Source organism: Limnothrix sp. CMB-01 (assembly GCF_055193175.1).
The window spans coordinates 2,130,678-2,153,021 of the sequence record NZ_CM143720.1 but is presented as its reverse complement, the minus strand read 5'-3'; the positions used below and the strand labels follow the sequence as shown (position 1 = coordinate 2,153,021).

The 22,344-nt window shown below is 58.4% G+C and carries 21 protein-coding genes; 12 read left to right on the top strand and 9 right to left on the bottom strand.

Translation table 11 applies throughout. The annotated features are described in order from the left end of the window. Positions 1-117: 117 nt before the first annotated feature. Positions 118-3,393, top strand: coding sequence for an ATP-binding protein (locus ACZA91_RS09100; RefSeq protein WP_463186207.1), 3,276 nt, complete (start codon positions 118-120; stop codon positions 3,391-3,393). Positions 3,394-3,414: 21 nt separating this feature from the next. Here the strand turns inward: ACZA91_RS09100 and ACZA91_RS09095 are convergent, their stop codons facing one another. After that, positions 3,415-3,762 carry a hypothetical protein gene (locus ACZA91_RS09095; RefSeq protein WP_190355827.1) on the bottom strand — a complete coding sequence of 116 codons (348 nt, stop codon included), beginning with the start codon at positions 3,760-3,762 and terminating at the stop codon, positions 3,415-3,417. 174 nt (positions 3,763-3,936) lie between these two features. Between ACZA91_RS09095 and tmk the strand changes: the two genes are divergently transcribed. The 5 genes from tmk to ACZA91_RS09070 all read left to right on the top strand — a co-directional run bounded on the left by tmk (position 3,937) and on the right by ACZA91_RS09070 (position 8,736). Continuing rightward, positions 3,937-4,668, top strand: a complete 732-nt coding sequence (gene tmk, locus ACZA91_RS09090; protein WP_463186204.1) for a dTMP kinase — start codon at positions 3,937-3,939, stop codon at positions 4,666-4,668. 95 nt (positions 4,669-4,763) lie between these two features. Then, positions 4,764-5,750: a DNA polymerase III subunit delta' gene (locus tag ACZA91_RS09085; protein WP_190529480.1), complete on the top strand. Its 987-nt coding sequence runs from the start codon at positions 4,764-4,766 to the stop codon at positions 5,748-5,750. 246 nt (positions 5,751-5,996) lie between these two features. Next, positions 5,997-6,683, top strand: a complete 687-nt coding sequence (locus ACZA91_RS09080) for a GerMN domain-containing protein (RefSeq protein ID WP_190355825.1) — start codon at positions 5,997-5,999, stop codon at positions 6,681-6,683. 43 nt (positions 6,684-6,726) lie between these two features. Next, positions 6,727-7,173, top strand: coding sequence for a GFA family protein (locus ACZA91_RS09075; RefSeq protein ID WP_099532875.1), 447 nt, complete (start codon positions 6,727-6,729; stop codon positions 7,171-7,173). Between the two features lie 210 nt (positions 7,174-7,383). After that, complete coding sequence (locus tag ACZA91_RS09070) at positions 7,384-8,736, top strand: MFS transporter (protein WP_463186201.1); 1,353 nt, start codon at positions 7,384-7,386, stop codon at positions 8,734-8,736. Here the strand turns inward: ACZA91_RS09070 and modB are convergent. The 3 genes from modB to ACZA91_RS09055 form a co-directional block, all read right to left on the bottom strand. Then, entirely contained in the window at positions 8,708-9,391 is a 684-nt protein-coding gene (modB, locus tag ACZA91_RS09065; protein WP_099533838.1) for a molybdate ABC transporter permease subunit, read from the bottom strand. The genes ACZA91_RS09070 and modB overlap by 29 nt on opposite strands. Further along, positions 9,388-10,251, bottom strand: a complete 864-nt coding sequence (gene modA, locus ACZA91_RS09060) for a molybdate ABC transporter substrate-binding protein (RefSeq protein ID WP_463186199.1) — start codon at positions 10,249-10,251, stop codon at positions 9,388-9,390. The genes modB and modA overlap by 4 nt, the downstream gene beginning before the upstream one ends. 202 nt (positions 10,252-10,453) lie before the next feature. Next, positions 10,454-11,950 (bottom strand): glycosyltransferase family 2 protein, encoded by a 1,497-nt coding sequence (locus tag ACZA91_RS09055; RefSeq protein ID WP_463186197.1) that lies wholly within the window; start codon positions 11,948-11,950, stop codon positions 10,454-10,456. 334 nt (positions 11,951-12,284) lie between these two features. Here ACZA91_RS09055 and ebsA point away from each other — a divergent pair, with 334 nt between their 5' ends. The 3 genes from ebsA to ACZA91_RS09040 all read left to right on the top strand — a co-directional run bounded on the left by ebsA (position 12,285) and on the right by ACZA91_RS09040 (position 15,532). Then, positions 12,285-12,659, top strand: coding sequence for a type IV pilus biogenesis protein EbsA (gene ebsA / locus ACZA91_RS09050; protein WP_099533831.1), 375 nt, complete (start codon positions 12,285-12,287; stop codon positions 12,657-12,659). 970 nt (positions 12,660-13,629) lie between these two features. Continuing rightward, a complete protein-coding gene (locus tag ACZA91_RS09045; RefSeq protein ID WP_190355818.1) occupies positions 13,630-14,706 on the top strand; it encodes a DRTGG domain-containing protein in 1,077 nt (358 codons plus the stop codon). An 85-nt stretch (positions 14,707-14,791) separates the two neighbouring features. Then, complete coding sequence (locus tag ACZA91_RS09040) at positions 14,792-15,532, top strand: uracil-DNA glycosylase (RefSeq protein WP_463186194.1); 741 nt, start codon at positions 14,792-14,794, stop codon at positions 15,530-15,532. Between the two features lie 50 nt (positions 15,533-15,582). On the opposite strand, the gene ACZA91_RS09035 is transcribed toward ACZA91_RS09040, so the two are convergent. The 4 genes from ACZA91_RS09035 to ACZA91_RS09020 all read right to left on the bottom strand — a co-directional run bounded on the left by ACZA91_RS09035 (position 15,583) and on the right by ACZA91_RS09020 (position 18,872). Then, entirely contained in the window at positions 15,583-16,095 is a 513-nt protein-coding gene (locus tag ACZA91_RS09035) for an N-acetyltransferase family protein (RefSeq protein ID WP_463186193.1), read from the bottom strand. Between the two features lie 104 nt (positions 16,096-16,199). Beyond that, on the bottom strand, positions 16,200-16,664 hold the full coding sequence (locus tag ACZA91_RS09030; RefSeq protein ID WP_190405020.1) for a GNAT family N-acetyltransferase: 465 nt from the start codon (positions 16,662-16,664) through the stop codon (positions 16,200-16,202). A gap of 644 nt (positions 16,665-17,308) precedes the next feature. Next, positions 17,309-17,554, bottom strand: coding sequence for a DUF6761 family protein (locus ACZA91_RS09025; RefSeq protein ID WP_099533826.1), 246 nt, complete (start codon positions 17,552-17,554; stop codon positions 17,309-17,311). A 280-nt stretch (positions 17,555-17,834) separates the two neighbouring features. Further along, positions 17,835-18,872, bottom strand: coding sequence for a hypothetical protein (locus ACZA91_RS09020; protein WP_463186191.1), 1,038 nt, complete (start codon positions 18,870-18,872; stop codon positions 17,835-17,837). Between ACZA91_RS09020 and ACZA91_RS09015 the strand changes: the two genes are divergently transcribed. The 3 genes from ACZA91_RS09015 (at position 18,862) to ACZA91_RS09005 (ending at position 21,427) form a co-directional block, all read left to right on the top strand. Beyond that, a complete protein-coding gene (locus ACZA91_RS09015) occupies positions 18,862-19,041 on the top strand; it encodes a hypothetical protein (protein ID WP_099533823.1) in 180 nt (59 codons plus the stop codon). The two genes, ACZA91_RS09020 and ACZA91_RS09015, sit on opposite strands and share 11 nt — an antisense overlap. Before the next feature lie 46 nt (positions 19,042-19,087). Next, the gene (gene bchI, locus ACZA91_RS09010; protein WP_099533822.1) at positions 19,088-20,164 is read left to right on the top strand and encodes a magnesium chelatase ATPase subunit I; all 1,077 of its coding nucleotides are present in this window, start codon (positions 19,088-19,090) and stop codon (positions 20,162-20,164) included. Positions 20,165-20,377: 213 nt separating this feature from the next. After that, positions 20,378-21,427: a glucokinase gene (locus ACZA91_RS09005; RefSeq protein ID WP_463186188.1), complete on the top strand. Its 1,050-nt coding sequence runs from the start codon at positions 20,378-20,380 to the stop codon at positions 21,425-21,427. A gap of 451 nt (positions 21,428-21,878) precedes the next feature. Here the strand turns inward: ACZA91_RS09005 and ACZA91_RS09000 are convergent, their stop codons facing one another. After that, the gene (locus ACZA91_RS09000; RefSeq protein ID WP_099533819.1) at positions 21,879-22,313 is read right to left on the bottom strand and encodes an FHA domain-containing protein; all 435 of its coding nucleotides are present in this window, start codon (positions 22,311-22,313) and stop codon (positions 21,879-21,881) included. Positions 22,314-22,344: the final 31 nt, after the last annotated feature.

Genomic DNA, 22,344 nt, shown 5'->3' with positions numbered 1-22,344 from the left:
TCGGCTGCAATTTCGGCCCCAATTTGGCCTCACCCAATTTGGCCTTACCCAAGTTGGCTTCAGCCTCAAATGCTGATTATTCCCTTGCTTGCGCCTCGGCCTTAGAGGAGAGCACGCTTGAAACCAACCGCCCCCGAGTCGCCACCCCAGGTTCGATCGCAGACCACCGCTCCTTCGGCGGGCGGCGGTTGGGCGGTCTCCCTGCGGTGGCTGATCATTGTGCCGTTCGTGATCCAATTGGTGCTGGTGGTGGGGGCGATCGCCTACTTATCCCTCCGCAGCAATCGCACCGTTGCCACCGAAAACACCAAGCAACTGCTGCAAATGAGCAGTCAGCAGGCCAATTTACAGCTCACCAACCTTTTTCGTACCTACAACACCGTTGCCCAACTGCAAACCAATGATTTTCTGACGGGGCAATGGCCCCAAGAGGATTGGCGGGCGATCGAACAATACCTCTGGCGACGGTTGCGGGAGTTTCCCGACTTGGGCCAGTTGGTTTATAGCGACCCCCAGGGCAATTTGCGCGGGGTGTCGCGGTTAGGGGGGTGGCGGCGCTTTGCCAACGGTCAAAGTCATAACCAAAGTGTCTGGCAATGGTCCGTGAGCGATCGGGGACATCCAGCCGGTCGCCCTCGGCTCTACTGGACCAGCGAACCCCAATCCCAGGCTTGGTTTAATGCGGCGGTGGGGGTTGGCCAGCCCACCTGGAGCAGCTTGGATCAGCGCCAGCAAAACCGCAACTGGCAATGGAGCGCCGATTGGATGATGCACTATGCCTGGCCGCTGTATGACGATCGCTCCGGCCGGTTGTTGGGGGTGTTTAGCGCCAACTTGAACCTGATGGCCGTGGGGCAATTGCTGCGATCGATTCCCCTACCGCCTCAGGGCCAGGTTTTTGTGTTCACCGATGAGGGGACGGTGGTGGCCACCTCCAGCGATCAATTGCCCTATCGGGTGGAACAGCGGGGTGAACTAAACCAACTGCACCCCTTGTCCTTGCAAAGCTTCCCCGATCGCGCCATCCAAAGCGCGGGCTACTACCTGCTCGATCGGTTCGGAGGATTTCGCTATCTGCCCGATCGCTCCAGCCAGCTCTATCAATTCCACGGCAAGCGCTACCTGCTGCACCTCAAGCGCTGCAACCACCCCACGACCCCCGATTGGTGGATTGCAGTGTTGGTTCCCGAATCGGCCTTTCTGAGCGATGTGCAAGAAACCGCCGAAATCATGTTGCTGTTGGCCGGCACGGCGCTGCTGTTGGCCATGGGGATTGGGTGGTGGACGGTGCAGCAGGTTTTGCGCCCCCTGGAGCAACTGAACCAAGCCACCCGCGCCGCCGCCCGCATCCAGTTTCAACCCGTAGACAGCAACACGGGGGTGCGAGAGTTTGATGCCTTGGCCCAAACCTTCAACGCCATGGCGGCCACCCTGCGTTTGTCCTTCAGCGCCCTCCAAGACAGCAAAAGTCACTTAACCCAAGTGCTGGAGTCGCTGCCGATGGGGGTGTTGGTTTTGAGCCAAGACGGTTCCTTGCAGTACGTTAATTCCGTGGCGGGGGGCCTCTTGCAACTGCCGATCGGGCTGCAACCGTTGGGGCGCACCTGCGAAACCTTGCATCACCGTCTGTTCTTGGCCGGTAGTGAGGCCCCGTTTCCCATACAACAGTTACCGGGAATCCTGGCCCTGGAGGGAAAAACCGTTGCACCCACGCGGCTGGATGTGCAGCAAACCCACGGCCGCCGCCTGCCCTTGGAAGTGTTGGCCGTGCCGCTGTTTGACAGTGAGCAGGCCGTGACCGGGGCGATCGTGGTGTTACAGGACATCACCGATCGCAAGGTGACTGAGGAATTGTTGGTGAGCTACAACCAAAACCTGGAACGACAGGTTTCGGAGCGGACGGCGGCCTTGGCGGTGGCGAATCACCACTTGGCGGCGGCCCGGGATGCGGCGGAACAGGCCAACCGGGCCAAGACGGTCTTTTTGGCCAATGTGACCCATGAGTTGCGCACGCCGCTCCACGCCATCTTGGGATTTGGGCAACTGTTGCGATCGCGCGTTTTGGGTCTGATTTCCGCCCCCATGGATCCGGCTCTGGAACATCTGGACGCGATCGCCCGCAATGGTTCCTACCTGCTGCAACTGATTGATGATTTGCTCTCGATCGCCCGTGTGGAAACGGATCATCTGGAACTGGAGCCGATCGATTTTGACCTGTTGGCCCTGCTAAACGACTTGCATGAAATTTTTGAGATGCGATCGCGCAGTGCCCGTGTCCATTTCCAAATGGCCGTGGCGGGCACGATTCCCCATTGGGTGAAAGGTGATGGCCGGCGGTTGCGGCAAATTTTAACCAACTTGCTCGATAACGCCTTCAAATTCGTTGGAATGCCCGGCCAAGTCACTCTCTCCGTTGATTTAGGCGAAGGTGACCTGCTTGTTTTTGAAATTAGCAACACCGGAGAGGGCATTCACCCCGAAGAAATGCCTGACATCTTTGAGCCCTTTGTGCAGGCCAAGGCCGGCCGTCGCCTGCGCCAAGGCACGGGATTGGGCTTGGCGATCGGGCAGCGGCTGGCCCTGCTGATGGGCGGTTCTTTAGTGGCGGAAAGTCGTCCGGGCATCCTGACCATTTTTCGGCTGCAAGTGCCCTTGCCCCGCCTGGATGGCCTGTTGGCGCATCCGGAGCCACCGGTTCGTAAACCCCTGGCCCTGCTGGAGTCTGCGTCGCCTGAACCCTGGATTGGGCGCTTGTTAATTGTGGATCCCCTGCGCGATCGGGGCCAGGCCTATGTGAACTATCTGAAGCAGGTGGGTTTGGAAAGCCAATGTGTTCATCACGGGTGGGATGCCTTGCGCCAATGGACTTCCTGGCAACCGCGACTGCTGTGGGTGGATCTGCGGCTACCGGACGGGGAAGGGCTGGCCACGGTTCGCCGCATCCGGGCGATCGAGCGCAAGAACCTGGTGCATCGTCCCTGTGCGATTGTGGCCATTGCCCCCAGTCCCCAAGATCACCATTGTTTGCAAGAGCTGGACTGCACCTTGCTGCCCAATTCGCCCCCGCTCTGTCCTCTGCTGTTGGATCTGATTCGCGGCCTGCTGGCTCCCCAGGGCCCCATCTGCCCGATCGCCGTGCCCGTGGCTCCGCATTCAGTGCCCGATGGCGAACCCAGCCTGAACCTGCGCGATCGGTTTGCGGAACTGCCGATCGAGTGGCGCTTGGCGTTGGACTTAGCCGCCCGCAGCGCCGATGAAGATCAGGTGCGCACGCTGCTCACGGAGTTACCGCCCGACTATCACGACCTCTGCCAGGCGATCGAGGACTTGCTAGAAAATTTCCAATTAGAACAAATTGCCGATTTGGCGCAACCGCCAACTTTCGCTCCTTAACGGCGCGATCGCCTGGATTGCCTAGCCCGTGACACTACTCAGCAGTTCCAGCAAACCGCTGTCCTGTAAGGTTTGGCCAATTTGCTCGGACATTTGCCGACAATGATTATTTTGCTGAAGGGCCAGCTCTTCATTCTTGACAATCAGGTTTAAGCGAGTGCGATTGCGAACTTCATCGGCGCGATCGATCACCAATTCCACCGTCACCAAACGGTAATAGGACACTTTGCCCGGTCGTTCACGCGCAAGGAGATAATCAACGGTTTTGTGGACGACGTTGAGACCGCAATCGGTCAGCGAGGGTTCAAGCTGGCCAAGCAGTTGATCTGACGGCTGTGAAAAGGAAAATAGACAGGTATAACGAGCCATGAAGATTCGATTGCGTGAAACTGCGTAGAACCGCGTCCAACCCTATAATACCCAAGCGCTTTTGCTCTCGACTGTGGACTTGGGGCCCGGAACCAAGGGATCGTTAGCAAAACAGAACCAGATCCCAAGGGTTTTGCTTAGGGAAGCTGGCGATGGGGGACGGAAACAGTTGTTATGGGATTGGACACCATGCCGCGATCGGGTCTGTCACCACTGGATTTATCACCGACAGTTCCGACAAATCCGGGCCGGTTGGTCACCTTTGAAGGAATTGACGGCGCAGGCAAAACCACCCAACTGGAGCAGGCGGTGGATTGGCTCAAGGCCAGCGGCATTCTGGGCGATCGCCCCTTGGTGGTGACGCGGGAGCCGGGAGGCACGGCCTTGGGCCAACAAATTCGCCACTTGCTCCTGTCGGGCGATTGGGAGGTAGCCGATCGCACAGAGCTGTTACTTTACGCGGCCGATCGGGCCCAGCATGTGGCGCAGGTGCTGCAACCGGCCTTGGCCGCCGGGGCGTTGGTGGTGAGCGATCGATTTGTGGACTCCACCGTGGCCTATCAAGGCTTTGGCCGCCAGCAGGATTTAATCCTGATTGAAACCCTGAATCGAATTGCCACGGCGGGCTTAGCCAGTGACTTAACCCTGTGGTTTGATGCCTCGATCGACTGTTGCTTGGCCCGGCGGGCGGCGCGGCGGGGCCCGGCCGATCGCCTAGAACGCAGTGCGATCGAGTTCCATGAACGGGTGCGATCGGGGTTTGCAGCCTTGGCTACTCAGGATCCCGATCGAGTGGTGCGAATCGTGGCCGATGGAGACCTGGCCGCCACCTTTGCCCAAACCCAAGCGGTGTTGACCAAACGCTTGGCCCGTTGGTGGCCGGTTCCAGTGCAGCCCGCGTTCTAATCGAACAGCCAGGGGAAGGCAGGTTGTTCATGCAGGTCATTGCGGCCGAGATCACAGGACGGGAACAAGGGGCCATGGGGATGGAGGCCGGTTAGATGCTGGAGCCAGCGACGATTCGGGCTGGGTTTGGGCCCCTGGTGGGCCAAGATTCGGTCATTGATTTTTTGACGATGGCGATCGCCCGCGATCGAATTGCGCCGGCCTATCTGTTTGCCGGGCCCGATGGGGTGGGGCGCAAGCTGGCGGCAGAATGCTTTGGCCAATGGATTCTTTGTCCGCCCGATCGCCCGGAATTGGCGGCCAGTTTGGGACGACGGGTACGCGAGCGAATGCACCCCGACCTGATTTGGCTGGAGCCAACCTACCTCGATCGGGGACAACTGATTTCCATCAGCCAAGCCCAAGCCAGCGGTCTGGAAAAGAAAACACCGCCCCAAGTTCGCCTAGAACAAATTCGCCAATTGGCCACCAGCCTCGGCCGGCCACCCATGGAAGCGCCCCGATCGTTTGTGGTGATTGAAGCGGCCCAAACCATGGCCGAAGGGGCCGCCAATGCCCTTTTAAAAACCCTCGAAGAACCGGGCCGCGCCACCATCATTCTGTTGGCTCCTGGCCCCGAAGCGATTTTGCCCACCTTGGTTTCCCGTTGCGCGCGGGTTTCCTTTCGCCGGTTGGCTCCCTCGGAGTTGCTCCAAGTGCTCGATCGGGCGGGCCATGGCGACTTGCGCAACGCTCCCGAAGTGTTGGCCTTGGCCCAGGGCTGTCCCGGCCAGGCGATCGCCCATTGGCAACGGTTGCAAACCCTGCCACAGGACTTGCTCATGGCCCTGCGCCAACCGCCCCAGTCCGCCTTTGCCGCCCTGGATTTGGCCCGGCAGCTTGATAAGGCGATCGACCTGGAGCAGCAACTGTGGCTCGTGAACTATTTGCAACAAACCTGGTGGCAACAGGGCGATCGGCCTTGGCCCCAGCGCGATCGAACCCTGCGCCGTTTGGAAGCCCTCCGCAAGCAACTGATGGGCTATGTGCAACCTCGCTTGGCCTGGGAAGTGGCCCTGATGGAACTGGCCCAAGGAGCCTAATTTCAGGGGAGCATTCACGCCGACTTTTGAGGAGCGGCCTAGAATGGCCGTAACAGCCCGATCGCCCACTGCTGAACCCGATTGCCGACTCCCAAGTCGCCCCCAAATCACCACTATCGAATGATCCGGGTTTCCATCCCCCCACCCAGAACAAGAGTTCAAGAGCCATTGCGCTAACAGTTTCCAGTGCGGTTCCAGGCTGGCTATGGGCCTTGCGTTTGCACCGCCTCAGGAGGTTTTGTCACCATGTCCGATCGTCCCCGTCGCAATCTACCCATCAGTCTTGTGGCCGCCGTTGGTTCAACGGCCGTGGCGGTGGGGGCCGGCGTTGCCTGGTGGAACGCTTCCATGGCCCCGGCCCCAACCCCCAGCCCTTCCGCCGCAACAACCATCCCCAGCCCCAGCCCTTCGGTGGCGGCCAGCGTTGCCCCCACGCCGCCCCCCAGCGCCGTGCCCCAATCACCAAAGGCAACTCCTGCCCCTGTGGCCACCGCCCCGATCGCTGAACAGTCCCAGGTCTATTGGCTGAAGGACACGGGAACCCATTTTGCGATGGCGGGTCAGCCGGCCAAAACCGTGGCCAGCAGTGAGCCAGATGAGGTGTTGCGCGGGGCGATCGAGCAAGTTTTGGCCGGGCAACCCACCGACAACAACTTAAGCAGCGCCATTCCCATCAACACCAAGCTGCTGGACGTGATGATTGCGCCGGAAGGAGTGCGGGTGAACCTGTCGTCGGAATTCACCAGCGGCGGCGGTAGTGCATCGATGATGGGACGGTTAGGGCAAATTGTTTACACGGCCAGCACGTTGAATCCCGCTGCGAAGGTTTGGATTTTGGTGGAAGGTCAACCTTTGACGGTGTTGGGAGGCGAGGGTTTGGAAGTGCCGCAACCGATCGACCGGGCCACGTTCGATCGACAATTTAAGCCCTAATTCAAGCCTTAGTAATTCGTTTTTTCTCGATCAACCATTCGCCATGACCCAAGAACCCAACCCCACAGCGGAGACTGAATCCAACCGTGACTCCGCCGTCACCTATGAGGGCGGTTGCCATTGCGGAGCGGTGCGCTTTCAGGTACAGGGGCCATCACCCTTACAGGTGCAGTCTTGCAATTGCTCCATTTGCGACAAAACGGGATTTTTGCATTTGCTCGTTCCCCGATCGCGCTTTCAACTGTTGCAGGGCGAAACGGCATTAACCACCTACACCTTCAACACGGGCACGGCCAAGCATTTGTTTTGTCGCACCTGTGGCATCAAGTCGTTTTATGTGCCCCGATCGCACCCGGATGGCTATAGCGTGAATGCCCGCTGCCTGGATGGAGTTGATTTGGCCGATCCGTCGCAGGTGTTGATTGAACCCTTTGATGGGCGCAATTGGGAAGCCAATATTGACACTTTGAGAGCGGCCACGGCGAATTAGCGCCAGAATTCAGCCCCGACGTTGAGGAATCAGTTAAGTCCATTGATCCAGGATCCATTGATTCAGGATTCTTGTTGCTGTGGGACTGATATGGGGCTGATGTGGACGATCGCCCGGAAAGGTTCGCCAGGGGCCGAATCGATCGGTTAGACCGGAACTATCCGCGCGATCGCCCCCCGAGGCGATCGGTCTTTGCCCTGGCCCCATCCCATGACCCAATCACCCGAGCCTGTCCCGAATCCCGAGCCAAAAGAGCCTGGGTTCGCTCAACCAGAATCCAATCAGCCTGAATCACATCAACCGGAACGCAACCTCCTGTGGCGGCCCGTGTTGGGATTGGCGGGATTGCAAGGAGCCATTTCCCTAGCTTGGGTGCTGTATCGGTTCTATTTACCCCAGTTGTTGGCGGCCGTGGGGTTGCCGGGGGTCGATCGGGCAGTGTTGATTTTGGAAGATGGCCTGGCCGCAGTGTTGGAGCCGGTGATTGGAGGCTTGAGCGATCGGGCGCGGTTGCGCGTGGGCAGCCGCTATCCCCTGGTGGTGGCGGGGGTGGGGCTGACGGTGTTGATGTTTGGGGCCATGGTGGCGGCGGCGTTGGGGCGCGGGGCAATCGTTCAAGGCCTGTTGATGGTGACGGTGGTGCTGTGGGCGGTGGCCATGGCGGTGTTTCGATCGCCCGCGATTGCTCTCATTGGTCAATACGCCTTGAGCAGTCAACTGCCCCAGGCCAACAGCTTGTTGGTTTTGTCGGCGGGCTTGGTGGGGGCGGTGGCTCCCTTGGCTCGCGATCGCGTTTTGCAGTTGGGCCCGGCCTATGCCTTTGGGTTGGGATCGTTGGCCCTGGTGGCGGCGGCGGGAGTCTTGCAATTGGCGGGGCCCGATCGGGTCTTGGGAGCCAGCACCGTTGCCCAACATCATCCTGGGCCGATTCGGTGGGGAGAAGTGGTGCGGCTGTTGGGATTGGGGGCGGCCGTGGGTTGGGGGTTGCGGCTGTTTTTTGGCATTGTGCCCGCTGCCTTGCAAAGCCAGTTGCCCCAATGGCCCGGCAGTGTGATTGGGTTGGGGGTGGGTCTAACGGTGGCGATCGGGGCGTTGGTGATGGGGCTGCTGGCGGGCCGGTGGGGCAATCGATCGGTGATGTTGGCGGGGGCGATCGCCTTGGGGATAGGGCTGCCAATGCTGACGCTGCCGCAATTGGGAATCATCACTTGGCCGCTGGCGTTGGTGATGATGGTGGCCTGGGCGGGGCTATTTAATGGGGGCATTCCGCTGGCGATCGACCTGATGCCCGATCGCGTGGGATTGGGAATTGGGTGCTTTTTTGGTGGTTTTGCGGCTGTCAATGCCCTGCTGAGTGCCACGGGGTTGCCGCTGCATCCTGGTCAGGCGGCGGGTTCCTTTGCGGTGGCGGCGGGTTGGTTAATCTGGTCACCCGCAGCGACGGGGCCGATCGAGCCGATCGAGTTCATCGAACCGATCAAATCACCGAATTCTGCAACCCATTCTGTAACGAACTCAGAACCCAACAATCCCACTACCAAGGGCGACGGGCCGCTTGATTAAGCCCCACAATTGCCAACAGGGCCATCGCGATCGATACCCACACCCACAGTTGGGCCCGGGGCCAGTCACCCGCTTCCACGGCGGCAAAAATGGCACTGGGAATCGTTTGGGTGCGGCCGGGAATGTTGCCCGCCAACATCACCGTGGCCCCAAATTCTCCGAGTGATCGCGCGAAGGTGAGCAAGGCCGCCGCCACCAAGCCCGATCGCGCCAAGGGCAACCGCACTCGCCAAAAAATTTGCCAACCATTCAGGCCCAAGGTGCGGGCCGCCCGCAACAGGTCAGGATCCAATTGCTCAAAGGTGGAAAGCAAGGTGCGATAGGCCAAGGGAAAGGCCACCACCGTGGCCGCCACCACCGTGCCCAGGGGCGAAAACACCACCGACACCCCGATCGATTCCAAAGCCAACCCGATCGGCCCCTGGCGACCCAACAACACCAACAGCCCAAACCCCACCACCGTTGGCGGCAACACCAGCGGCAACACTAACACCGTATCGATCGCACTGCGCCAGGGTTCCCGACAGGACAGCATCGCCCAGGCAATCAGCAAGCCCAAGCTCACGGCCAACCCCGTGGCCCACAGGGCCGCCCCCACCGACAAACTCCAAGGCGACCAATCCCACTGGGTCACCCCACTGGCAAGGCTGGTCATGAGTGGGCGGGCGATCGCTCAGGGGCAGCCACCGGATGCGGCAAGGGTAAGGAACTCCCCAAGCTCAGGGGCACAAACCCATAGCGGACAAAGATCGATCGGGCGGTGGGTTTCCCCAACCAGTCAGCAAATTGGCGAGCGGCGGCCGGTTGGCGCGTTTTGGCCATCACCGCGATCGGGTAAGTGATGGGCGGATGGGATCCCGGCGGCGCATCTCCCACCAACACCAAACCCAGTGGCGACTGAGTTGATCGACGCACATCGGAGGCATACACCACCCCCGCATCCGCATTGCCGGTCACCACCGCTGTCAACACCTGTCTGGCATCCTGGCCCAAAACCAACTTCGGTTGCACGGCTTTCCAAAGATCCAAAGACACCAACGTGGCGCGGGCATAGCGACCGACCGGCACTCGTTCCGGATCCCCGATCGCCAAAAATTTCACCTCCGGCCGAGCCACGTCTTGCCACTTGCGCAGGGGAACCCCGGGCCGGGCCACCAAGACCAACTCATTGGAGAGCAAATCTCGTTGGGTTGCCGGATCGACCAGGCCCGCCCCCGCCAACTCCGCCATGGTTTTGGCATCGGCTGAAATGAACAGATCCACCGGGGCCCCTTGCAAAATTTGCTGCTTGAGCGCGCCGGAGGAACCGAAATTGAGGCTTAACTGCACCGTGGGTTCCACCAGGCGATATTCCGCTTGCAGGGTGGTGAGGGCGGGTTGCAAGCTGGCGGCCGCGGAAACGGTCAGGGTTTGTTGGGGTTTTGCTTGGCCATTGGAGCCGTTCCAGTCCACACGACATCCCGCCACCATTCCCACCATCAAACCCATGACCCAAAAGCGCCAATTTGCGAGCATATGCCCTCTTTTAGATGTGCTTTTTGATGTGCTGACCAGTCGCAAGGCAAGCTTAATTTTGATCGGTCAACTCATCGGTTAATTCATCAGTCAATTCCAATGGCGGCTCTTCCCAGATCGTTAGGTAGCAAGGGGCTTAAGCCCCTTGTTATGGCGACTGATTCCGCAACGTTGCCCCGATGAATTCAGACTGCTGCGCTGCCTAGGAATGGTCGGAGTCGAGATCATCTAGCTCGATCGCCAGTTCCCCGGAACCGGCGTGGGCCGTTTTCACCCATTTCAACTGCTTGGGCCGCACCGCAATCCGCAAACCCATGCTGGCAATGACGGGGAACCAGTGCAGCATATACACCAAACCCAAGGCGGTTTTGCTGAGGGTGCGCAACCAACTGACCAGGCGATCGCCCCAATGGGTGGGAGATTCGATGCCCGCCGCCACCAATCGCAACCCCAAAACCATCCCCAAGGCCGAGAGCAACAGCCCCGCCGTAGCCAGCGGAGTCAGCACGGGCCCATCGCCCCGAATGCCGGCCACAACCCAGTCAGCCACAATCATTTGGGGAACGAGGTATTGGAATAGCAAAAACACGGCTAAATCCAAGGTTTTGGCGGCTCCACCGCGATTCCCGGCGATCGCCCGCCAATAGTCGAGATAGCGTTGGTAGCCCCCTTCGGCCCAGCGGTTCCGCTGATGCCACAGGGCCTTGAGGCGGGTCACACCTTCTTCCAAAACCGCCGGGAACATTAAGCATTCAATATCCCAACCGTTCAGGTGCAGCCGCACGGCCAAATCCAAGTCGTCGGTAATGGTGGCTTCGTTGAATCCGCCGCATTGTTCGAGGGCAGCACGCCGAATAAATTCACCATTGCCCCGCAGCTCACCCACGCCACCCAAGCGGGCCCGTTGTCCTTGGAGGTGACTGTCGAGGGCCATTTCTGCCTGCTGACCTCGAATCCAAAAGTTGTCGCGATCGGGATGAACATCAAGGGCTTCCGCTTGCACGATCGCCTTGCGCAACTGCACCGCGCCAACGCTCGATCGGGCAAAAACTGGAACCACCTGCCGCAATAGATCCGGCTGCATTTGAGCATCCGCGTCAAACACCACCAGAATTTCGCCCCGAGCCTGGGCCACGGCCGCATTCAACGCGCCGGACTTGCCGCCCCCGGCCCCCGGCGGCCGCCGCAAAACGCGCAATTGCGGATAAACCGTTTGCAGTTGTTGCAACACCTGGGGCGTGCGATCGCTGCTGCCGTCGTCAATAATCCAAACTTCGTAGCGATCGGCCGGATAGTCGATCGCGCAGAGGCGTTTCACCAGCGCCCCAATCACCGCTTCCTCATCCTTGGCTGACACCAACACCGCCACCGAAGGCCAAGCATCCGCCGCCCAAGCAACCGACGATCGGGAAAGATCTGGGGCGATCGTCGCGCGTTGGTCGGTCGATCGCGCGGTCACCGCCGCCTGGGGAGCCGCCATCACCCGCAGCACATAGGCCCCCGCCAACACCGTCACCACCCACACAAAGGCCGGCCCCCAAGCCGCATAGTGCAACATCACCACCGTGGACCAAAGGGCGAAGAGAGCGGTGGCCGCCTTGCGCCGCCGCCCTTCGAGGCCACCGCTCCAATCCCACTGGTCGCCCGATTCCGCCGTGGTTCGATCGAGAGCATCCCGGTCAAGAAGTGGTTCCGTCATATGATTCAGGAAGATGGTGCAAGTAATGAGTTGGGGTTAATCAACGGCAATCTTCCCTAGCATTAGACCGCTTGCGGCCAAATCACGCAAGCGATCCATCCTACCAATTGGTGCAGTTTGGGCCCGGTGAATCAACGGTATTCTTACGACATTCTTGAGGAGTTTTTGAGGAGTTCTTGAGACCCCAACGCCCCTTGTTGAAGGGGTCTGGCTTGGCAATAATGGCAAATACGGCAATTGCCGATGGTTGACGGCCACGGCGCGATCGCCCCAATACTGTCACCACCCCCCATCGTCTCGTCATCCTCTCACGGGCCACAGGAGGCCACGCCACATGTCGTTGGACAAACTAGAACCGGCTGCTAAGGGAGCCGTTGGCGTTTATCTGCCCTACTATCAGGGCGCAAAACGCAACGTGTTGCCCTTTGCGATCGGGCTATACCAAAAGGGATCGATCGAAGGTAAACGTCGCATTGAAGGCGGCGACGATATTCCCTTTGTGGCCACCTGGCGTGTTTCCACCCTGCCGGCCGACCTAACCCGCTGTCGAATTCAGTTTGATGGCAATGCAGAATTAAGCTACGAAGTGTCCATGGCTAATTTTGAATTTATTAGCTTTCTAATTGATGTGTTAATTGACTATAAAAAAACGCGGGTGACGGATTTTTCAAAGGCCTTTTATCGCAAGCTTCTGAGCCATTTGGAATAGGATCAAGCGAGCTAAAATATTCCTCCCGATCGGCCCTTGCTGGGCCCTTCGGTCTGGCCCCTAGATCGGGCCTTGGATTAGCCCTTAGATTGGGGCGATCGCTGGTTAGATCCACTCTTCAGCCTCTGACCAGCGAAACCCGATCAGGCTTTGGCCAAATCAAAATCAGACCGAAATCAAATTCCAGCACCAAATTCCAGAACCAAATCCCGCATCAGGCTCAACAGTAAGTTCGGCATTCAACCGAAATCAGGCATTAAATCAGGCATTATTTTTTTGGTAATGTTAGGAAACGATCGCATAATGCCCCCTTTAGCCCCATCGTCCGCCAAATCGTTCGGGAAACCCTGAATTGGGTTGCTTCGGAGTTGCCCATGGGCGGGAAATTTTGGGAATGATTAACCCTAGAGGGGCGATCGGGTCACATCGGCGGCCGGTCGTCGGTTTCCAAACCCATTCTCAGACCCGGCAGAGCGATCCCCAAACACCTCAGCCCACCCGGACTCAGGGCGCAAAACTGCGGAAACAATCCCTAACAACTTGTTACAATCGTTACCCTTCCATACCAGGTGTAATGGACAGTTGCAATCGCTGCAATACACATTAATGATTTAATTGCATTAACAGGATTGCTATGTCTGGTATCCCTCCAGATTTGATGGGTCGATCGCACCTGAAAATCGCCCCTCAAATCTGACGACATCTGAAAGTCAATTCACGTTCTGAATCACGTTCTGAATACTGAAGACCGCCCACGGTTCTGGGTTGCGGAGTTTCCCCCTCGCAAAGGCCGATGGATCTGTTGAACGGGTCTGTGACGCAGCGAGAGACCCCCGCCGGTTCTGCCAACGATCGCTAACCTTTTCGATCGCCCTTCGATCGAGCCACGGTTCCCCGATTTCAACCGATTTCCCCCAACCGCAGACGGTTCATTTCGCCCCAGTTTGTTGCACAACACAGGAGTTTTAGCGTGCCGTTTCGTCCCAGGCATTTGATCGTCGGTTCTACGGAAGAGTACAGCGGCAAATCAGCGGTATTGCTAGGGCTGGCTCATCTGTTGGCCACCAAGGACATCAAGATCGGTTACGGGAAGCCGCTCGGTGGCCTGATGACGGCCACGGATGGCGAAGATGCGGATGTGCGGCTGATCCGCGAGACATTAAACCTCCCGAGCGATCGACTGCTGCCGACGCTGGTGCAACTAACCTCCGATGCGGTGCTCAAGCGGTTGCAAGGGGAAGACCCCACCAACTACAGCGCCCTGCTGGAGGATTATGGCAACACCAGCGCTGAGTTGGTGCTGATGGAGGGGCCCGCCTCCTTACAAGAGGGCAGTTTGTTTGAACTATCCATGGCCCAAACGGCGCGAACGCTGGATGCATCCGTGTTGCTGGTTTGTTCCTATGAACCCACCCTGACGGTCGATCGGCTGATGGCCGCTCGGGAGCTGCTGGGCGATCGGCTGGCGGGCGTGGTGCTGAACCGTTTGCCTGCCAAGGAACTGGACGCGGTGAACGGTGTGGCGCGGCCATTTTTGGAGTCCCAAGGCATTCCCGTTTTGGGGCTGCTGCCGCGCAACTCCCTGCTGCGAAGTGTCAGCGTGGGTGAACTGGTGCGCCAACTGGATGCGGAAGTGCTCTGTTGCCGCGATCGCTTGGAACTGATGGTGGAAGACCTGAAGATCGGGGCCATGAACGTGAATTCGGCCCTCAAGTATTTCCGCAAGGGCAACAACATGGCCGTGGTGACCGGGGGCGATCGGGCAGATATTCAATTTGCAGCCTTGGAAACCTCAACCCATTGCTTGATTCTGACGGGGCAAGTGCCGCCGGATCCGACAATCATCGCCCGCGCCGAAGAGTTGGAAGTTCCGGTACTGACGGTGGATCTGGACACGTTGACCACGGTGGAAATTGTCGATCGGGCCTTTGGGCAAGTGCGTTTGCAGGAACCGATTAAAATTCAATGCATCCGCCACTTGATGGGTGAGCATTTCGATCTCGATCGACTGCTGGCCCGCCTGGGAATGGAACCCGCTGCCGTCTAGGTCAGCCCGACCAACAAAAACGGGTTGCCACCGGACTCTAGCCACCGGACTCTAGCCACCGGAAGAAAAAGGAAGTTGTTTGATCGTGTCCGCCACTGATCCCGTGAGCGAGCAAATTAGTCTGTTCGATTTTGGGGGCATTGCACCGCCGGACCCCCCACCTCCGCCCCCGATCGACCTCGAACGGATTCCCCTAGACGGTCGGCAACCCATTCCGCCGGGAACCTACAACAGCCTTGAAGCGCTGTTTGCCCATTGCCGCCAATGCCAGCGTTGCGAGCTGGCTGGCGGTCGCACCAATGTGGTGGTCGGTCGCGGATTGCCCACGGCCCCGATCATGATCATTGGTGAAGGGCCGGGCCAAACGGAGGACGAAACCGGGTTGCCCTTTGTGGGGCGATCGGGACAGTTGCTCGAAAAAATCCTGGAATCCGTGCGCATTGACCTGGCCACGGAAGTCTATATCTGCAACGTGGTGCGCTGTCGGCCGCCCGGCAACCGCACCCCCACCCCCGAGGAAGCGGCGGCCTGCCGGCCCTACCTGATGGAGCAGATTCGGTTAGTGGATCCGAAAATTATCTTGCTGACCGGAGCCACGGCGGTGCGCGGCGTGACCGGTCGCAAGGATGGCATCACCAAAATTCGGGGCCAGTGGCTGGAATGGGAAGGGCGGCTTTGTATGCCCATCTTCCATCCCGCTTACCTGTTGCGAAATCAGTCGCGAGAGAAGGGCAGCCCCAAATGGTTGATGTGGCAAGACATCCAGGTGGTGCGGGCCAAGCTGGATGAATTTTTGGGTCGATCGCCCATTGAGATCCAGGACTAATTGGCCGATCGCTCGAGACAATTTGCCGGGGCGAGCTGGCGGGCAGATTGTCAGGCGATCGCTTCAGGCAACAGCACCCGACAAATTCGCCAGTCGGGCAAAACCGTTGCGCCCATGTGCTCATAAAACGCGATCGCCGGAGCATTCCAGTCCAGCACGCTCCACTCCACCCGCCCGCACTGTTGCGATTTGGCCCGATCGATCACCGCTTGCAAGAGTCTTTTCCCCAAACCCTGGCCCCGATAGGCCGGCAACACAAACAGATCTTCGAGATACAAGCCCGGCCGGGTCAGAAAAGTTGAATAGTTATAGAAAAACAGTGCCATCCCGACGATGCTGGCCGCGCCGCCCGCTGTGGGCTGGGCTTCGGCCACCAGGGCTTCGGCAAAGGGCCGATCGCCAAACAGGTGCGATCGCAGGGCTTCCGGGGAACCGGTGACCTGGTGGCTGAGTTTTTCGTAGGCGGCCAGGGCTTCAATCAGGTGAAAGAGGGCCGCCACATCCGCAGGCTGGGCCGATCGGATCTGGACGGTGGCCGGTTGGGGATTTTCGATGGAAATCACAGGGCTAAATCACAGGGCGAATCAACAGGGCGAATCAACAGGGCGAATTAACAGTGGCTAGGGATGGTGCGGCAGTCTGAAAGCAGACCGCTTCAGCCCGGCCCTCAGCCGAGGCGCTTAGTCCAAAAGTCGCGATCGAGATCCTGGAACCCCAAGGATTGATAGAGCGATCGGGCAACTGTGTTCGTTTTGCCCACTTCCAACCGCAGGGCCACCAGCCCTCGATCGCCACAGAACTGCTCGATCGCCGTCATGGTTTTGCGCCCCAACCCTTGACCGCGCCAGGCTTCGCTAATCCACAGCTCATCGAGCAGCGCCACCATGCCGCCAAATTCGAGGCTGTAAAGGTAGGCCAACAAGGCATAACCGGCAATGGAGGGGCGATCGGGCTGGGGATCACTTTCCGGCTGAATCAAAAGCACCGTGCCCCAATCCGGTTGGGCCAGGAGCCGATCGAGCGCGGGCCCCACCCGATCGAGCGCAAATTCAATGGACTCATGCTCATAAAGCTGACTAATTAAGGGCAGCACCAAATCCCGATCGGGCGATCGGGCTGGTTTTAAGGTCACCACATCCATGCGCTTTGTCTTCCTGCTTAAGCCACCCAAATCAAACCACCCCAATCAAGCCATCAAAATTTAGCAATCAAAATCAAGCCGTCAAAGTCCAGCCATCAAAGTCAAATCATCAAAATTTGGCCATCAAAATCCAACAGTTAGCCACTGCATAAACAAGCAGCTAGCTGGACTCACCAAATTTTCATTCAGCCCACAAAAAAACTGACCAGGATCCCCATTTTGCATAGGATGCCCCAATCAGTCTACCAATTTTTAAAAACACCATGCTAGAGCAAGGACAAGGAGAAACTTGTTACTCCAGATTCTTGAGCCAACCTGATTTCAGTCCCATGGGCTGAAACATCACTTGACTACGAAAGCAGCACGCTTATTTCTATGAACCCAATGACTTGGGCTATCGAGTTCTCGAGTCAACAAGAGATGAAAAAATGAATTTGAACACCTAATTTGACTGACAATCGATTGAGAGAAGTTGCAAAAGGGGAGTTGCAAAAGATTTGAAGGGAATATGATGCCAGCAACGTGATTAGGAACAATCTCCTGAGAACGTGACTGCAACAATCCAATCACTGATCAAATGACCCATCAAATCGTCAAAACATTGGATCGTGGACATTGGAGCGCGGTCAGCGGCGCTATTCAACCAAATCTGGCTGAGGTTGCACCATGTCGTAGTTGGATGGGTCGTAGAGATAGCGCGTGGCTTCCTCTTCGAGACGATTAATCGAAAACGCTTCCAAGGACTCGGTATAACGCAGGGCTGCCAAGTAACCGTCAAGGTACATCCGCATATCGTCAAAGCGGTAGCCCCGATTCCACAGTTCAGCGATCGTATCGGCGATTTTTTGAAAGTGGCGGACGGCTCTAGGGTCTTGAAGCATAGGCCTCCTTTGGTGCAAGGCTTAGAACTCGGGAATCGCGTGCGCTTGTTGCACCCTGGCAACGCGATTGAAGGTGACCCCGATGGAAGTTGGTATTTCTATCTTAACTGGTTGCGATCGACTGCCAATGTGGGCTGGCCGCGATCTTCAGGAAACGGTAGCCCATGAAACCTTAAACACGAACTAGGTACAATTTTCTCAAATTTTCTAGTTTTCTCAAGAATTCGCTGTTACACCCGGGAAACTTCCACCCCGATCCCATCAGTTTGGTCGCTGGGGATTAGGGTTGGCGCGATCGAACCGTGACCCGAGGCAAGCGCACCAAAACGGGTTGGGTTGATCGTCCCGATCGGGCGATTCCGGGTTCTGCGCCCACTGGTTCCAGCACCGCCAAGGTATCCCAAGCGGCTTCATGGACGGGGCGATCGCAGCCCTGTTGCAACAGCAACCGCACACAGTCGGCGGCGGTGCGGGTTTGGGTGGCATCCAAGTGCCCCCGATCGGCCAGATGGCCCAGTTGGCGGGCGGCGGCCAGTTGGGAAAGGGGATCGCGATCGCTCAATCGCTCGATCGCCCGATGGAAGAGGCGATCGTGTTCGATCGTAGGTTGGCCGAACCAGTGGCGCACCAGCAGGGCCAATGCGCCCAGGGTTCCGAACCCTTGAAGCACCGTGGCCGCCCCCAGCCAGCCGGTCGATTCTCCCAAGACAGCCGCGGCCACGTAGGTACTCAGCATGGCTGCACCACCGCCCACCAGGGCCAGGGTCAGCTTGCCGTTTTCGCCCCGGTTCAGTTCTCGCAACCAACCTTGAATCTGTCGATCGAGGGCTTGCCAATGGCGCGGCTCGGTGCGGTAGACCAGCCAAACCACGGCTCCACCGGCCGCAGCGGCGGATCCTAGCTGCCAATCCGACAGCAGGAGCAGGCTGCCACCGGCAACCCAAGGCAACCAACGCCGGGTAATGATCGATCGGGCCGCGTAGCGATGGCGGAGGCGTGTTTTACGGGGATGGTGGCTGGGGCGTGGCCGGCGATTGAGGGATCGATCGCCCGACTGGTCTACGGGGCGATCGACATGATCATCGACACGATCAACATATCGATTCGCATATTCATCCACGTAGCGATCGGGGTCATCGGCCCAAGGATCATCCAGCGAATCGCGCCGGGCCGGCTGGGGGCGACTGGGTTGAGAATTCAGCGGCGAGCCGGCCGGGCGCGACGATCGCCCCCGTCGGGCCGCCGGGCCCCGTGCCGCCGGGCCTAGGGTGGCCCGGTGGCGAGTTGAGTAGAGCAGCTCTTCCACCATGCGTGCCACCGAGACCCAAGGAGATGAAGTTGCAGCCACAGCCCAGCCCTTGCCGAAATTTTTGAAAAGTTACCAGTCCATGGTATCAGCCTCCCCCAACGGGCCGATCGCCCGTTGGGAGCGCAACCCCTATGGCAAAATGAAAGACGGCCGGCCGCAAGGGCCCGCCCAATTTTGATCCCATAAGATCCAACCCTTCAAAATCGACCTTACCTGAAACGCCCGTGACCGCAACCGTTGTCAGTTCCGAAACCCGCCGCCGGCCCGTGTTTCCCTTCACGGCGATCGTCGGTCAAGAAGAAATGAAGTTGGCGTTGATGCTCAACGTCATTGACCCCAAGATTGGGGGTGTGTTGATCGTTGGCGATCGGGGCACGGGCAAATCCACCACGATTCGCGCCCTGGCCGACTTGCTCCCGGAAATCGATGTGGTGGACGGCGACCCCTTCAACAGCGACCCCCGCGACCCGGAATTGATGAGCGACGAGGTGCGCGATCGGGCGTTGGCGGGTCAGTCCTTGCCCGTGGTGCAGCGCAAGGTGCAAATGGTTGACCTGCCCTTGGGAGCCACCGAAGACCGCGTTTGCGGCACGATCGACATTGAAAAAGCCCTGGCCGAAGGGGTGAAAGCCTTTGAGCCGGGCCTGTTGGCCAAGGCCAATCGCGGCATCCTTTACGTGGATGAAGTGAACCTGCTCGATGACCACCTGGTCGATGTGCTGCTGGATTCGGCAGCCTCGGGCTGGAACACGGTGGAACGCGAAGGGATTTCGATTCGCCACCCGGCGCGATTTGTGTTGGTGGGTTCCGGCAACCCGGAAGAAGGGGAACTGCGGCCCCAACTGCTCGATCGGTTCGGGATGCACGCGGAAATTCGCACCGTGAAGGAGCCGAACCTGCGGGTGCAAATTGTGGAAGAGCGATCGGCCTTTGACAGCAGCCCCCAAAGCTACCTCGATCGTTGCCAAACGGAACAGCAAGCCCTGCAAGCCAAGCTGGTGAACGCCCGGAACCTGCTGCCCTCGGTGGAGCTGGACTACGATTTGCGGGTGCAAATTTCCCAGGTTTGTTCTGAGCTGGATGTGGACGGGTTACGGGGCGACATCGTGACCAACCGGGCCGCCAAGGCGATCGCCGCCCTCGAAGGTCGCACCCAAGTGACCGTCGATGACATCCGCCGGGTCATTGTGCTCTGCTTGCGTCACCGGCTGCGGAAGGATCCGCTGGAGACGATCGACTCGGGCTATAAGGTTGAGAAAACGTTCTGCTCGGTCTTTGGCTTACCCTTCGAGCAAAATTAGTCAACTCGATCAGTCGGGGTGCAAGCGATCGAGATCGCAAGCATGAGCATCGGGGGGTGCAAGCGTTGCGCCCCTACGGGATGGGTTGTTATGCCCTGGCCGGACGGATGGGGGTGTGATTGGGTTGAGATCGTTGAGATCATTGACTTGTGGGCGGGCCAGAGTTCCTTGGCCTGCTGAAGCTCTAGCAATCTGAGAACGGGAGGCGAAACCGTGGCGCTGCTGTTGGCCGGTGATGTGGGCGGAACCAAAACGATTCTGCGGTTGGTGGAAACCGACAGCCGCACCCCCCAGGCGGTGGAGTTGCAACCCCTGTATGAAGCCCAATACGCCAGCCGGGACTTCACCGACCTGGTGCCAATGGTGGAAACCTTTTTGGGGGCTTCCGGGCTAAATCGCCGACCCGATCACGCCTGTTTTGGCATTGCGGGGCCCGTGGCCCACGGCACATCACGACTCACCAACCTGGGCTGGTTCCTGGAGGTCGATCGCCTAATCCAAGCCCTCGAGATTCCCCATGTGGAACTGATCAACGACTTTGCCGCCGTTGGCTATGGCATCCCGGTGCTGGAAGCGGTGGATTTGAAAGTGTTGCAGCCGGCCAAGGCCGATCCCCTGGCCCCGATCGGGATTTTGGGGGCGGGCACTGGCTTGGGCGAAGGATTTTTGATTCCAACGGGCGAGCCGGGCCGCTACCGAGCATTCAGCACCGAGGGCGGTCACACAGACTTTGCGCCCCGATCGGCCCTGGAATGGGAGCTACACAACTATTTGCAGGAGCGATATCAGATCGATCGGGTCTCCGTGGAGCGAATTGTTTCCGGTCAAGGGATTGTCGGCATCTATCAATTTCTGCGCGATCGACAAACGGGCCACGAAAACAGCACCGTCGCCCAAGCCATCCGCACCTGGGAACAGGAAATGGGCCGCAGCGAAAAGAGCATCGATCCTGGCGCAATCATTGCCCGTGCTGCCTTGGAAGAGTCCGATGCACTCTGCGAACAGGCCATGAACTTGTTTGTGGCGGCCTATGGAGCCGAGGCGGGCAACTTAGCCTTGAAGCTCTTGCCCTACGGCGGGCTATATGTGGCCGGAGGCATTGCCGCCAAGATTTTGCCCTTGCTCGATCGGGGACAGTTTCTATTTCACTTTGGCAGCAAGGGCCGGGTGAGCGAGCTGTTAGAGAATGTGCCCGTTTCGGTAGTCTTGAATCCTCAAGTGGGCCTGCTGGGAGCGGCGGTGTGCGCGGCTCAATTGGGCTAGGGTGCGATCGATTCATTCATCGATTCATTCACAGGGCAATTCACCCGCGCATTGTCCGCGCATTCATGAACCCACAGCTTAAAAAGCCAAAACTAAGAAAAGCCAAAACCGAAACGGGGCCAAGACCTGCAACTTTCCTAAGATTCTCAATGAACTTGGTCAGTGACAGCGGCTGGCTCAGGCTCGGTTTTAGCTTTTCAGAAACTTTTTCAGTAGATGCTTTGTAGATGCTTCGTAAATGCTGAATCAATCAGTGCTGAACTAATCAGTGCTGAACTAATCAGTGCTGAATCAATCAGTGCCGAGTCAATCAATGCCGAAAACGATAGGAAAGCGCATAGGATAATGCTTAAACATGACTCCAGAAGCCTTGAGGGATGATTGATTAAACAACAGCATCTTCAAACGCTCAGATTCTGGAGTCTCCTATGGGTTCTGATTAACACAAGGGTTAATCATCATCCGTGTCTTCCGGGTCACCCACCATGTTGGGGCTAATCAAGGTGATATCAAACTCGTCCGGCGGCCCGATCGAGAGCGTATCTTGCTTGAGGGTGTAGTAAATGGCCCGAACCTGGGGCCCAAAGACAATTTCGTCCTCGTTTTGTAAATCGTGGACTTGCAGCTTACGACCGTTAATTAGCAGCCCATTGGCACTGGGTTTGCCCTTGAGGTTGCCATCGACAATTCGGTAATAGGCTGTACCGTCGTCATAGGACAGACGAACGAGGGTGGCGTGCCGACGCGACACAAATTGAGAAACAAGGATGACATCGCACTTGGGATCGCGTCCAATGGAGTAGACGGGATTTTCGAGAATGACTTCCCGTCTCCCCTTGTCGTCTTCAACGATTAAGAGGTGATTTTGCCTGGGTTCTGCGGGCATGGGCTGATTATGCGGACTGGATTAACTGTGC